Source organism: Butyricicoccus porcorum (assembly GCF_051246315.1).
GTDB lineage: Bacteria > Bacillota > Clostridia > Oscillospirales > Butyricicoccaceae > Butyricicoccus_A > Butyricicoccus_A porcorum.
This window is the reverse complement of record NZ_CP178353.1, coordinates 2,480,662-2,494,641: the sequence shown is the minus strand read 5'-3', so window position 1 is coordinate 2,494,641 and position 13,980 is coordinate 2,480,662. Positions and strand designations below refer to the sequence as shown.

At 41.2% G+C, this 13,980-nt stretch carries 12 protein-coding genes and 1 pseudogene; 3 read left to right on the top strand and 10 right to left on the bottom strand.

The genetic code is table 11. The features are described 5' to 3' along the window. Nucleotide 1 precedes the first annotated feature (1 nt). A complete protein-coding gene (locus ACLM7Z_RS12350) occupies nucleotides 2-5,245 on the top strand; it encodes a DEAD/DEAH box helicase (RefSeq protein ID WP_435645238.1) in 5,244 nt (1,747 codons plus the stop codon). Nucleotides 5,246-6,122: 877 nt separating this feature from the next. Here the strand turns inward: ACLM7Z_RS12350 and ACLM7Z_RS12345 are convergent. The 8 genes and pseudogenes from ACLM7Z_RS12345 to ACLM7Z_RS12310 form a co-directional block, all read right to left on the bottom strand. Further along, a complete protein-coding gene (locus ACLM7Z_RS12345) occupies nucleotides 6,123-7,175 on the bottom strand; it encodes a virulence RhuM family protein (protein WP_435645237.1) in 1,053 nt (350 codons plus the stop codon). 444 nt (nucleotides 7,176-7,619) lie between these two features. After that, a pseudogene (locus ACLM7Z_RS12340) lies at nucleotides 7,620-7,742 on the bottom strand (IS5/IS1182 family transposase); the annotation flags it as partial. 285 nt (nucleotides 7,743-8,027) lie between these two features. Beyond that, nucleotides 8,028-8,711 (bottom strand): hypothetical protein, encoded by a 684-nt coding sequence (locus ACLM7Z_RS12335; RefSeq protein ID WP_435645236.1) that lies wholly within the window; start codon nucleotides 8,709-8,711, stop codon nucleotides 8,028-8,030. A gap of 15 nt (nucleotides 8,712-8,726) precedes the next feature. Continuing rightward, nucleotides 8,727-9,194, bottom strand: a complete 468-nt coding sequence (locus ACLM7Z_RS12330; RefSeq protein ID WP_435645235.1) for a hypothetical protein — start codon at nucleotides 9,192-9,194, stop codon at nucleotides 8,727-8,729. Nucleotides 9,195-9,453: 259 nt separating this feature from the next. Then, nucleotides 9,454-10,428, bottom strand: a complete 975-nt coding sequence (locus tag ACLM7Z_RS12325) for an IS3 family transposase (protein WP_435645234.1) — start codon at nucleotides 10,426-10,428, stop codon at nucleotides 9,454-9,456. Next, entirely contained in the window at nucleotides 10,358-10,696 is a 339-nt protein-coding gene (locus ACLM7Z_RS12320) for a transposase (protein ID WP_087021933.1), read from the bottom strand. The genes ACLM7Z_RS12325 and ACLM7Z_RS12320 overlap by 71 nt, the downstream gene beginning before the upstream one ends. Before the next feature lie 338 nt (nucleotides 10,697-11,034). Continuing rightward, entirely contained in the window at nucleotides 11,035-12,177 is a 1,143-nt protein-coding gene (locus ACLM7Z_RS12315; RefSeq protein ID WP_435645233.1) for a hypothetical protein, read from the bottom strand. An 11-nt stretch (nucleotides 12,178-12,188) separates the two neighbouring features. Continuing rightward, nucleotides 12,189-12,404 (bottom strand): hypothetical protein, encoded by a 216-nt coding sequence (locus ACLM7Z_RS12310; RefSeq protein ID WP_435645232.1) that lies wholly within the window; start codon nucleotides 12,402-12,404, stop codon nucleotides 12,189-12,191. A gap of 161 nt (nucleotides 12,405-12,565) precedes the next feature. On the opposite strand from ACLM7Z_RS12310, the gene ACLM7Z_RS12305 reads away from it, so the two are divergent. Together ACLM7Z_RS12305 and ACLM7Z_RS12300 are read left to right on the top strand one after the other, a co-directional pair. Continuing rightward, the gene (locus tag ACLM7Z_RS12305) at nucleotides 12,566-12,871 is read left to right on the top strand and encodes a hypothetical protein (RefSeq protein ID WP_435645231.1); all 306 of its coding nucleotides are present in this window, start codon (nucleotides 12,566-12,568) and stop codon (nucleotides 12,869-12,871) included. Between the two features lie 50 nt (nucleotides 12,872-12,921). After that, a complete protein-coding gene (locus ACLM7Z_RS12300; RefSeq protein ID WP_435645230.1) occupies nucleotides 12,922-13,290 on the top strand; it encodes a hypothetical protein in 369 nt (122 codons plus the stop codon). On the opposite strand, the gene ACLM7Z_RS12295 is transcribed toward ACLM7Z_RS12300, so the two are convergent. Both ACLM7Z_RS12295 and ACLM7Z_RS12290 read right to left on the bottom strand, forming a co-directional pair. Then, on the bottom strand, nucleotides 13,277-13,459 hold the full coding sequence (locus tag ACLM7Z_RS12295) for a hypothetical protein (RefSeq protein WP_435645229.1): 183 nt from the start codon (nucleotides 13,457-13,459) through the stop codon (nucleotides 13,277-13,279). The genes ACLM7Z_RS12300 and ACLM7Z_RS12295 overlap by 14 nt on opposite strands. A 14-nt stretch (nucleotides 13,460-13,473) precedes the next feature. Further along, entirely contained in the window at nucleotides 13,474-13,974 is a 501-nt protein-coding gene (locus tag ACLM7Z_RS12290) for a hypothetical protein (protein ID WP_435645228.1), read from the bottom strand. Nucleotides 13,975-13,980 lie beyond the last annotated feature (6 nt).

Below are 13,980 nucleotides of genomic sequence, written 5' to 3'. Positions count from 1 at the left end.
TATGTCTAACGGTGCAAATTCTGTTCATCTCCAGCTTAGAACAGAACTAGAAGATTACATAAGATCACAGTATTTCGGAAAATCTCCCTTATTGCTTTCTGCGGTCAACTCGGTTTTGGATAATGAGGGATTGCTTTATCAAAAACCATATATTGAATCATCACCTGCTTATAAAAGCGTTAAAAACGGAATAGCTGTATCGGATATTCCGGAATGGATGAAGGATTTTTTCATCCAGCTTTCCGATGCAAATTTAGGTGTTCATCCGACACCATTTCGCCATCAGATTGATGCATTAGAAGCTGCACACGCAGGTAAGGATCTATTTGTTTCGACTGGTACAGGTTCTGGTAAAACAGAATGTTTCATGTGGCCGCTAATGGCTAAGTTGGCAACAGAGGCACGAAACCAGCCATCTAGTTGGAATCATCGTGGTGTGAGAACAATCATTATGTACCCGATGAATGCACTTGTTTCCGACCAGGTGAGCCGATTGAGAAGATTGATTGGTGATCCGGATGGAAAGTTTGTGCGCATATTTCGTAATATATGCGGAAATGATTCTCGTAGACCGCAGTTTGGTATGTATACTGGAAGAACACCATATCCAGGAATAAAGCCAAGTAAGAAAAACGATCAGCAGTTGGAAAAAACACTATCCAGAATGACTACTGCAAACGATAAAGAGCAGAAAGAATTCTTGAAAAAGTTGACAGAAGATGGTAAAATTCCGGCAAAAGCTGATATGAATGGCTTTTTACAGCGGTTGCATAACAGTCAGCACATTCCTGATGACGAAGATGCTGAATTGATCACTCGATTCGAAATGCAACAATTTTGTCCCGATATATTGATTACAAACTATTCCATGCTGGAATACATGTTGCTTCGACCAAGAGAACGCAAGATATGGGCAGATACAAAGAAATGGCTGAATAGTAATCCTGCAAACAGACTACTCTTTGTAATTGATGAAGCACATATGTATCGTGGATCGTCCGGAGGAGAGGTTGCATTACTAATCCGACGTTTATTCTACAAGCTTGGAATTACTCGTGAGCAGGTGCAGTTTATTTTAACCACTGCAAGTATGCCTGACCATGATGAATCTGACAGAGCTGCTGTCATGAAATTTGCTCGTGATTTAACAGCATCGGATAATAACACGGAATTCTGTTATTTAACTGGTGAGCGAGAAAAAATCAGCGAGAAGAAAAAATATGACATTCCCTTTTCTATATTTGAGGAATGTAAAGCAGCTGATTTTGAAGATACAGATGATAAAAAACTATCTGCTCTAAACCATTTCTGGAAAGACCTCGATGGCAGCGCAGCGCCGTTTGATAATGTAGAATTGGCATGCAGATGGATGTATACTAATCTTCCGTCATATCGTCCATTTTCTGAGCTTTTACAGGCATGCAGAGGTACTGCTGTTTCTCTGCGCGAATTAGCAGAACAGATATTCCCACGCCAGCCTGAAGAAAAAGCATTGTATGCCGTTAGTATCCTTCTGGCAATTGGACCTTTGGCACACGATGATAAAGGTGCTGTGCTATTTCCTGCTCGAATGCATATGCTGTTCCGTGGAATAAAGGGTGTATACGCATGCGCAAATGAACATTGTCCTAATTCCAAGACAGATGGAGAACTGACCCTAGGAAAAGTTTTTTTGTCTGACGGACATATGGTTTGTCCGGAGTGTAACAGTGTTGTGTATGAGCTATACAATGACAGACGCTGTGGCGCATTGTTTTACAAGGGATATATCCTTGAGGATGATGCTGACTTAAGCGGAAATGTTTTTCTCTGGAGATACCCAGGTCAGATGATGGATCATCGTATGAAGGAGATCCATTTATACATTCCTCCCAAAGACTATGAACTGCCCGACAAGCAAGGAAAAAATGCAATCAAGCCTTGTTATCTGGACGTCAGAAGCGGATTTATTCATTTCAGAGATGATTCGTTGGATGGCAAAGAGGGTATACGAAAACTATACTACTGCAACTATTCAGCAAAAGGACGTCCACAATTTATTACATTTCCAACCTGTCCACATTGCAGACACCAGTTATCTCAGATGCAGCTTACTTCATTTAGTACAAGAGGCAATCTATCGTTTTATAATCTGATCAAAGCTCAGTTTCAGGCACAGCCATCTGTACACGGAAAGGATAATAACCCGGATCGTTTGCCAAATGAAGGACGAAAAGTATTGTTGTTCTCTGACAGTCGGCAGCGTGCTGCAAAGCTTGCGCGTGATATGTCCGAAGCCTCTGATATTACTGCTGTCAGACAGTTATTTTCTCTGGCAATTGACTATATGGAGAAATCAAATGTTGATCGCTCCATGAATGAATTGTACGATTATTTTTGTCTCGCAGCTGCTCAAAACCATGTGCAAATGTTTCATGATTTAGAAAGAACAAAATTTGCAAATGACTGCGAAACGGCACTAAGCAATTATAATCGGTCTCAGAGAAGAAAAAGAGAATATTCTCCCAGATTTACAATATCGAATGCACCGATTCAGATGCAGAAATATCTGTTAAGACTATTCTGCGGTGGTTATAATACGCTATATGATTCTGCGATCAGTTGGATTGAACCTACAGACGTTGCATTAAATGATGCAGTGGATTCTTTATATGAGCAAGGTATTGATATTTCTGATGAAGAGTTTATGGAAATATTCAATGCATGGATGATTTCTATTTGTGATACAGCAACAGCACTTGGTCATACCATTAAGGATGAAATACGTCTGGATGTCCGAGCAAACTATGGTGGTTATGGATTAGACAAAGATTGGAAATTTTCTAAAAATATTCAAAATGTTTTGGGCTGGGATAATAATCATTCTGAGATGGACATCTGGCGTAAGATACTACAGGATACTTTTCTTGATACAGCTCAGCCAGATAATGGAAAATGGTATGTGGATTTATCCAGAATAAAGCCTCGATTTGATATAGAGCATATTTGGTGCAGATGTGATCGTTGTTCGGAAATCACGCCATATCTCTTAAAAAATCGCTGTCCAAGCTGCGGATCAAAAGAAATCCATACAATAACAGGTGATGAGCTTGATTCACTGAGATTTTGGCGTAAACCGATTGAGGATGCTTTGAATGGTGAAAGAATTCGCGTTATTGATACTGAAGAACATACTGCACAGCTGTCACATAAAGACCAAAGAGATGAACTGTGGTCTAAAACAGAAAGCTACGAACTTCGATTTCAGGATTTAATTCAGGCTGGCGAGACACCAGTTGATATTTTGAGCAGTACGACAACAATGGAGGTCGGCATTGATATTGGTTCCCTTGTTGCAGTAGGACTGCGGAATATCCCACCGATGAGAGAAAACTACCAGCAGCGTGCTGGTCGTGCTGGTCGAAGAGGCTCCAGCTTGTCAACAATTGTGACATTCTGTGAGGATGGACCGCATGATACCCTGTATTTTAATGACCCGGTTCCTATGTTCCGAGGTGATCCGCGAAGACCTTGGATTGACATAAGTAGTGTCAAGCTTTTACAGCGACATCTTAGTATGGTGGTTTTTCAAGAATTCCTTAGAGATAAGAGTTCCAGTTTAGATTTTATGAGTGCAACAGAATTTTTGGACGATTATTTGGAAGAATTTTTGATGTTTGTACATTCATTTGATATAGAAACTCATAGCTTGCTTATGCCTGCACATGATGAATTCTCTATGAATGAGTTTGAATCCAGTCTGAAAAATGCAGTTTTACAGTTAAAGCAGAAGCGTGATGACCATCCTGAGTTATTTGGGGCTGATAGCGAGAATACAAACAACAGGAAGAGCTTATTGGACGCTTTGTATGAGGAAGGCATTGTACCAACGTATTCTTTTCCAAAGAATGTAGTCAGCACATATATTAGTGATAACGAAGGGAAACTTAAATATCAAGTGGAACGCGGTCTTGACGTTGCAATCGGAGAATATGCTCCAGGCCGTGCAATTGTGGTCGATAAGTTGACATATCAGATCGGCGGATTATATTATCCTGGGAGTGATAGAAGGCCGGGAAAGTCATTAACCCCCGCTCGTTCTTTTATTAATGATCCCAATTACAGAAAGAACATTATTATCTGCCCGGATTGCGGATGGTTTGGTCTTGGAGGAGAGGCAAATATCTGTCCGTTTTGTGGAAATTCACAGCTTCAGGAAGACCGACAGATGCTTAGACCGTGGGGTTTTGCACCCAAAAACGCTGAATCTATACCAGATGCTCAATTAACAGAAGAATATTCTGCGGTTCAACAGCCATTGTACTCAACGCTGCCTGATGCCGAAGAAATGCGAGTCATTACGCATTACAAAAATATTCGTCTTGCATCAAGAACAAATCAGCGCATTATTATGCTTAACAAAGGCGTTGAGAATCGTGGTTTCATGGTTTGCAAGGATTGTGGTGCAGCAATGCCTGGTGATAATGCCCATGTATTAGACGGCGTCGAGCGTCCATACAAATCTAACTTTGCGCGAAAGAAATGCAGACATGATAATCTGGTTAATGTTAATTTGGGATATGACTTCGTTACTGATATGCTTGTATTAGAATTTGCATTGGATGACAGCAAGATTGATACTCGAAGGGTAGACAATCCATGGCTTGGAAGAGCAGCGCAGTCATTGGCAGAAGCATTGAGATTGGCTGCAAGTAAGGAACTAGATATCGAATTCACCGAGCTTGTAACCGGTTATCGTTTGCGAAAAAATACAAAAGGCTCATTTGTTGATGTGTATCTTTACGATAGTTTGTCAAGCGGTGCTGGATATGCGGTTAGCGTTTCCGATAATATAGAACTTCTTCTGAAAAAAGTTGAAGAATTGCTTAAAGGCTGTACATGCGAGGGAGCTTGTCATAAGTGTCTAAAGCATTATCGAAATCAGTTTATCCATGGACAATTAGATCGATTCTATGCAATGGAGCTTTTGGATTGGGGGAAATCTGGTAAATTATCCTCTGACATTTCAGTTGTCGAACAAAAAAAATACGTTGATTCATTGGCGCATGTTCTTAAATGGTCAGGACACACAATTGAAACACGAGCAGATGGTCTTTTTGTTTCAAATAAGAAGAAAACAAAACAAATATGCGTTTATCCAGCTATGAAAAAGGAACCACATGCACCTGGAAAGGTATTTGTAAGTGATGCATATATGAAGTATGCCAAACCATATGCTGTTCAAAAAATAATTAGCAGTTTGTAAAAGTGAGAATGAACTTTCTAAATAAACATTCTCTGTTCAGATAGATCGTATCTATAACAGATTTTCTGGTTTAAGGGAAACGCGATTTCTAACAAAATAGATTAGTGATTTCCATACGCAGGACAGGTGATGGAGTTCATCCTGGATGACTCATTAATCGACCGGAATACCTGCAGCAGCTGATTCAGAACAGCGATGTGGATCTGCTTAAAGTCGTGACTGGCATTCGCTGTTATGGAGAATCTTCTCCGTCGGATTTGCATTTATCCCTCTGCTATTGCTGATCTTATCATTTAGCGGAGTGTTGGAATTTTTCAAATGAGCCCAAATTTTTTCGAGAGCCATTTCATGACTCTATATACATAAATGCGTCCAAAATTTCCAGTCTAAATTTTGCTCTATTCCGCCCAAAAGTTCAAACGCATTTGTCTATATTTTTCACGAAAATATTTCCGAACGATTTTCTGGGGACAGGCAGACACACAAAAGCAAGAATTTTGATGCAAACGAATAAACGCCAAAATTGTTCAGAAACTACACTTCTGATAGCAATTTTGGCGTTTTAACGTGAAATTTATTTACTTGTTCTCACGAGCAGAGCGACAGTCTCGACGTGGGTCGACAGGCTGGAATTGATGTCTGATTTTCCGCGTGTTCGTGGGAACTGCTCTACACCCGAAATAGGCGAGATAGGGCTGGCATCAAATCCAATGTCTAAAGCGCGGCAGTTTGAGGAAACAGGTCTGTACACTGCTGGCCGATACTATAATATATATCGGCAGGGGAGAAGGGGGGAGGAGCGCCATTGTCTCGACTCTGCCTGTCCGTTCTGGGGATAAGTCCACGATGACTTGTTCCCGCGAACAATAGCATCGTCTCAACTCTTGTCTTTGCTGGCCTGTTCCTCTAGTTCCAGCAAATAGCGGTCGAAGTCAGACATAAACAGTCTATCTTGTATAACACGATATTTTTCAAACTCCGTTTCAGCATGGAGCTTTGCAATTTCGGCAGACACCCTTCCCGCATCCTTTAACAGCCCATATTCAAACATTTGGATAAAGCCATTAAGCCGGTTTTCCCAATCCTCCATCGTCAGGGGAATGTGGCGCAGCGTCATACTTTCGGCAAAGTCCAGATAAGCGGAAACCATTCGCTCCAACTGTCCCATTTCTGCTTCAGAGAGATAGTTTTTCGCGATGATTACATCACTTTTCTTGATTTTTCCGTCAGGAGCATCGGCCCAAGTAGTCAGTCCCATGTGATCTTTTTGGTGGTCTGCTCGCTCCGCAATCAGCTCGGCTGCCGTGTGACCGTGGATGGCGTAGTGCATTTTATTCTGCACAGTTGCATAAAAACGTTTGGTAGCCGCTGCGGTCTTGTCATAATCAATGGCGGTGGCGTATAGGTCTGTGATTTTTTGGTAGAATTTTCTCTCGCTGGCTCTGATTTCACGGATACGCTCCAACTGTTCGTCAAAGTATTTTTCCGTCAGATAAGTGCCGCGCTTAATACGCTCTACATCCATTGCCCAGCCTTTGATGGTGTAGTCCTTTACGATGCTGTTGGCCCACTTGCGGAACTGCACAGCACGCTCATTATTGACCTTGAAGCCTACTGCAATAATCATTTGAAGATTATAATGATTCACATTGCGATTCACCTGACGGGAACCCTCAGACTGAACTATCCGGAATTTCCGGATAGTTGAGGTTTCTTCAAGTTCAGAATCCCTGTATATCTTTTTTATATGTTCATTGATAGTGCGAACATCAACATCGTACAGCGTAGCCATCATCTTCTGCGTCAGCCATATATTTTCATCTTCGTAGCGCATCTCGATACTGTCCTGTTGGTCTCCGATAGAGGCAACATAGGTCAGATATTCCGCTGCGCTGGAACGAATGGTTATTTCATCTTTCTTTTTTGCCAAATCAAGTACCTCCAATATAGCTCTGGCACATTAAATTTCATTTATCCAAACATTGCGCTTAAGATATTTACATGTATAATAGTTCAATTCAATAGGACACTGCAACTGACAATACGAAGTATTGTACATTCAATTGTATTGGTATATATTAATGGACCTGCAATATCTCCAGTGTTCGCAATTATCATTTCTTCGTATTGTTGTGGTCAAGGATTTTTGTAACACTTGTGGCTAAAAATGATAGCTGCTTGTAGTCTGTTGGAGCTGCCAGATTTCACCAAGGGAGCTACATGCCACTGCGCCTGATCTACCTCGCGATTCGAGCTTGATATGGTGTGCGGTAGCCGTTGAAACTATGGGAACGGACATGATTGTATCGGACATAAGCAAATTCCTCTATGGCCTGATAAAGCGATTCTTCTGTTAAACAGTGTCTACACGAGATTATGTCAAAATGGTGCACCAAATAGCGATGCACCGAATTTGAACAGCAGCAAGGAATGAAGCCGTATTTTTGGCGTTTCGAGTGGCAATTCCGCGCCAGCGTTTCAGATGCAAGAAAGCATTTATCTTTTGCAATCCCGCCCCACTGACCGCGTTGCCCGGTAGGTGCGGTTTCAACAGATTCCATACTTCGTCGCTCATATCGTGACGTTGTTGTTCGTTAGCCATAATTGCACCTCGTTTGTTTCTTGGTGCTTCCATTATATCACATTACTTGTGTAAACACTATCTAGGGTCAGTGTACTACCGCTGACTGGTACAGAAATGGCCAAATAGGGCAAAATGCGTCAAAATGTAGACGTCAAAAGTAGTAAAAACGTAGTAAAGTAGTCAGTGTTTTACTACCGTCTATTTTACCTCCAAATCTGCGCCAATCTGCCAGAATCCCATGTCGATCAGCTTCATCTGCGGATAGAAAATGTCATTCAGTGCCAGATCATGGCGAGCTTTTTCCAGGACGTCTACATTCTCCTGGTAAAATTGTGCCAATTGGAGGAGGGATTTCACATTAAAATTCCCTGTGGCTACCTTTCTGTTCTTAATTCCTGCTATAAAATAGCGGTCGTAGGCAGGAGCACATCCCATGGTACCCATCAGTGTTTTAGTCACCAATGTTTCGGATATACTGTTCTTTATTCCAGGTCCCTTAACAGATGTGCGAACACTATCGTAGTATTCGGAAAGGGCCTGCACCAGCTCCATCAAAAGAGCCTGTACCTTCTCGTCTAGAAGATCTTCGCACTTCAATCCGAACAAGATATCATATCTAGGTTTCAGCACTTCCTCAACCACAGGAATGTGTATCTTGTAATCCTTCTGGAGAAGAAACGATGATCCGCGATACATACCCCAGCTTGCTAAATAAAAAGCTAGTTGAAGACTCAGATAGTCCACATCTACCGTCTGTGCAGTTCGAGCCTTATAGAACGTGTAATAGCAATACTCCCATGAGCGATATCTTCCATGTGTATCTTTGTTGATTTCGTTATAAAATTCTTTTGCAGCAGAAACTACCAGTTCTGCGGTTCCCATGAAATCACCACCTTATTATAAATACTGTAGAATTATATTGTATGCCTCTATAAGATCTTTCTGACGTCTATTCGGCACTCCAAAAGGAGCGAAGCATCTCTCTCCTACAAATTCTGTAGAACCCTCAAATCGTCTGTTTTTACAAAATATGCCGTGAATGCTTCCTTCTCTCCCAACATGGACTGGTTGTATGTTATTGGGCATATTAGTTTTTCCATTGAATTGATCCCCTGTAATATCCACAACTATTCCATCCATGGTTTGAAGCCAAACATGATGCCATTGGTGATTATTCTTATGTTCACCATTTATTTGCACAGTCGGAATATCATTTTCATGCAAATACTGAGCCAACAAATCGCACATCATATCACAACAATCGTCCGGGAATTTATAAAACGGATACATTGTTAATTCTCTATTATAAACCGCTGTATCAATAGCACGTCTAAACCTTACAGCTAAGTTATATATATCTGGCATATTGCCCTCCTGTGCATTGTTTGAATTGTCTCGCTCGACAGACAAACAGAATTATATACATACTATCATGATTTTACGTTTTTCTCCATAGAAAAAAGGGCTCAATGAAAAAGTTTGTGTGTTTGGACATCTGAGGCAAGCAGTATCACGCAACAGCCATAGGTTTCTGAATACCCACTCCCTTGTATTCCATACTTCTGGGGCGCAGGATGCATATGAAGTTGTCAAGATCAGTTGACACATTTTGCTCAAGGATTTGCTAAGCAGCTTTCTTTAGGGAATGATAGTATCTCTGGCGCTTTACCATCGGAGGCAGCCCGCCATTTCTGGAACAGATACGGCGGTTATTCCAATACCCGATAAAGAATCTCCAAATCATCGTCTTGAGTTCATCAATGGTCATCTTTTCGGTGTTGTAACGTCCATAAAGTAGTTCAACCTTCATTCTGGCCCACATGCTTTCGCAGCGTGCATTATCATGGCATCTTCCACCAGCACTGTTCATACTCTGAAGGATTCCATATCGGCCGATGGCTGCCCGATACTCCTGACTGGTATATTGTGCTCCTCTGTCACTGTGAATGATAACGCCACGCAGATCGTGGCAGGCATCATGGGCATTCTTCAGCGTCTGAACACACAGGGATGCTCTCATGTTGGTATCCATTGCAAGCCCCAGAACACAGGAATCGTAGCAGTCAAAGACAGCGGATACATATAGCTTTCCATCTTTTCCTTTGACTTCAGTAATATCCGTAACGCACTTCGTTAGTGGTTTGTCTGCGTCAAAATTGCGTCTTAGCAGATCATCGGATTTACGAGTTTCCTTATCTGCTCTGGTAATGCCATTGGGCTTGCGCCTTGGTGTGTGGCTGATACCCAGTTCCTCCATGATCCGGTATACCGTCCGTTCACTTGGAATTTGCACGCCCTGTGGCTGTTTCAGACGTAAAGCCTGATACATGCGGATTCGACCGTAAGTATCGTTGCATTCGTCTTCTGCAAGGATCTCCAGCATGGCATCAGCCAAATCCTGATACTTCCATGGGCGAGTCTGGGCCTTCAGATATTTGTAGAACCCCTGCCTGCTGACATGGAGCGACTTACAGTAGAATGCGATTTTCCCGTGTTCTGGCCATCGTTGGTTTTCAAGGCAATGAATTTCATTCTTTCGTTCTTGCAGACCTCCGACGGCTCGCGGCGAAAAAAGCGCTGGCTTCCTCCAGAAATTCATTTTCTTCTCTGAGGCGTTTGATTTCCTTGTTCTGCTCTTTCACCTGTTTGCGAAGCAGCTGAATTTCTTCACTCAGAGTCATGGCTCTTTGCGGTGTCTGTGTGCCGGCTCCCAGGCTCAAGTTGCCCAGACGGTACTGACGCATCCATGTATGCAGGGTGTTCGCTGGAATACCAAGTTCTTTGGCTGCCTTCGTTGTACCAATTTCCAACGCCAGTTTAACTGCTTGTACTTTATATTCCATATCATAGGTTCTGTTTTGTGGCATCGTTGTTGTCTCCTTTTTCTCTTGATTATATTTTTAATCCTTGAGAATCAGTTGTCAACTAAAATTATACAACATCAAACAGCTAAGATAGCGAAAGTTGTACGCTTCTTTTTGCTCTGTTTGTTAATAATTTGGCGTTCTACATCTACACGGATTTTTTCGTCTCGTGATTTTTCTTTTTCTACTGAATCCCAGTAGGATGAAGTAGAGCCACTTTTTTCGGATGTGCTTTTTACGGCTTATCCGCAGTGAGGACAATAATCCTGTGCAGTAGTCACTTCATTGTTGCAATATGGACACTTCATTTGTTTTCTCCTCTTTCTGTAGGTTTGTTTCATTTAATATACAGTAAAAGTTCCCTCAAATTTCGGCTGGTTGCCGACGTATGCGGAATAGTGGTACAGACCTTTCTTCCAACTTCCAGATTCTTTGTATCCTACACCAGTCCAGAATGCTATTGTGTTATTGTCGAGCGGCTGAATGAAATAATCATCCCAAAACACAGAGTCGTCTTCTAGGCAAGTGATTTTAATAAAAGCTTGGACATTCATGTTTTCGCCTGGTTCACTAATGAGGAATTTGAAATATACACATTCAAGAGAATTACCATCGAATATCGTTTTATAGGTATCTCTATCCTTTTCGAGTGCACCAGATGCCTTTGAAGCGAACAATTTAATATCATTGACTCTAGGACCTGATTTATTCATCTTACCGTTGTACATACGAAAATCCTGGCTATATGTTGTCTTTCCGTCAATTTCAATAACCCAGCGATATGTATTATTGCGATAACAATTGTAGTTGGTATTTCCCCAACCGTTGGTCCTTAACCATCGTGTTTCAGGTGTAATATCGTATTCATCGGAAAAAACTTTCGAGAAAGGTTCATCGCCCAAATAAATCTGGGAACGCACAGTGATATGTTTTCTGCCATTAAACGGCTTGACATAGACTTTAGCGTAAAGATAATCTATATCACCGGCAGTAAAATACAGACCTCTATATTCCTTGCACTCAAAAGTCATATAATCGACAACAATTATGTCGTCGGATTTTGGGGGAGAGGATGCCGCAGAATCTTCTCCAGGCTTTGTCGTATTAGGTGCGCTTTTGCTTTTCTCGATGTGAGTTTTTTCTTTGGTGAACACATTTGTGTAACCTTCATCTACCATGCGACGCAGGTTCACCAGTGCTTCTGTATTCTGTCCGTTTTCAGACAACAGGAGATCATAGTAGAGTCCCTTCAGCATACAATCATCTTCACTGAGTTTTGCTTTGAGCTCGGAAAGTACAGCCTTTTTTTCGGGGGCGGTGCCTAATCCGAAGTAGCGCATAGTCATCAAATAAGGCTGGACTTCATCCAGATGGTCCATATTGCAAAAACGCATATAGAGTTCTTCGTAATCATCGGCTGATAGGCCGGATTTCGAGTATAGCGCTGTTAATTCTTCAAATAAGTATTGATCAAAAATATCCATACAACGTCCCTTCATTTGATAGTTTTTTTGTCAACTAAGGCGAATAATCGAGAAGCAAACTGTGTCATCTTAATTATTTCGTCAAGAGTAAATTTAGCATCCGTTTTTCCGATTAGATTTATTTCAGCAGATAATTCTTTTTCTGGGATAATCAAATGCATATACTTTCCGTTTTTGTCTTTTTCAAAAGTGTTCAAATATTCTTCGTAAGTAATTTTTTCTTTCATTTCATCTCCTTCTCATATTCAGTTTGTTTGTGGACATGAATATAAATATATTTATGATTGTTAATTTTTCGCTTCCCAAATTGCAATAACAAGTTGAGCATTTTTTGTGTTACTTTAAACAGTTTGATCTGGAATACCAGATCGAGGGGAAACGCGACAACGTGAAAAAGGCCGACAAACTTAAACTGAACCTGTATTTTGACCCGATCCGGCGTGGGCAAGAACTCATCGATCTTGATATTGCAATCAAAGCCCAGGCTGAAGCGCTTGAGGACATCAGAATCAGAAAGCTGCCACCCGATGATGACGCAACAATCAGCAGGGTATACCGCTTTTATACGCTTAACTACGATGCTGATACCCGAATTCTTACTTCATTTATACTGAACGAGAAAAAGGTCACCAAAGCGCGGCGCGAGGCTGTTTTTTTGCTAACACGACACATGGTCTTAATATCAGCGCCATGACAGCTTAGCATTACTATGCCCTCCGGGATGAGCAGGAGAAATACTTCGCCATGATGAAGGGCATACTCGGAGCAGACCGTCAGCGAAACTCCACGGAACTTGGGAAGGAAGGCCGGCTTTTTGTATTGTTTGTGGCACAGATTCTTGGCTGCCACCTTACATATGTCCGCAAAGTAAAACTAAACGATAACTTTCATTCTATCCAGGATGTCCTAAATGAGATGAGACCGATCCGCTACATAGAGCATCCAGAAACCAAACCATTCGTAACACCATTCATCGGCAAGCAGGTCGACATTTGCGAAGCCTTTGGGTTTGATATCCCTGAAGGCTGTTCTCCGGAATATGTGGTTCGAAAAACCAACAAGGGCAAGCCGGGTCGGCCACGTAAAAACAAGTTGGTAGTCAAGGAATCTTAGTACAAAAATTTGCAAAACTCAGAATGGTTAGCAGATAAGGCCGGACTTCTTTTAGGTAGTCCAAATTGCAAAATCGCTGGTAAAGTTCTTCATAATCATCTGAGGAAAGACCAGACTTTGAATACTGTGTCGTTATTTCTTCAAATAAATACTGGTCAAAAATGTCCATAAACTTTTCTCCTTTTATACGGTGTCAATATAATGCAAAAGTCGGAAACTAGTATTATCCGATTTAACGCTAGCGAAGTCAAAATCAAGCAACGTTTCGGAAATCAACATTTCATTTTTTCGTTTATCACTTTCGCTAATTGAACTACCCGTGATAAGCCCTATATAGAGTTCTTCAGTAAGATAGGCTAAATGTTGAAATAGATTCCCTTGAATCCGGTTTCTCGCCAGTTGATTCGATAATATCGAAAAAACTTGTAGTGCTATTTCCGGTGTTATTTGTCCAAAGTCATCTAAATATAATAAAGTGGATTTTATTTCTTTCTTTTCAAACCTCTTAACCTCATCAACGAAAATACGCTGTCTCACATCACAGTTTATTTCTAATAAGTTTTTTAGAGGTAGCGAATACAAAAAGGATAGACGAAGCATATACTCGTCCACTAAAGAGGAATATTCTGTAGTAAGCACATATTGTGATATATCCACCAAAATGTCTATTAACGTGTTATCCATAATCAT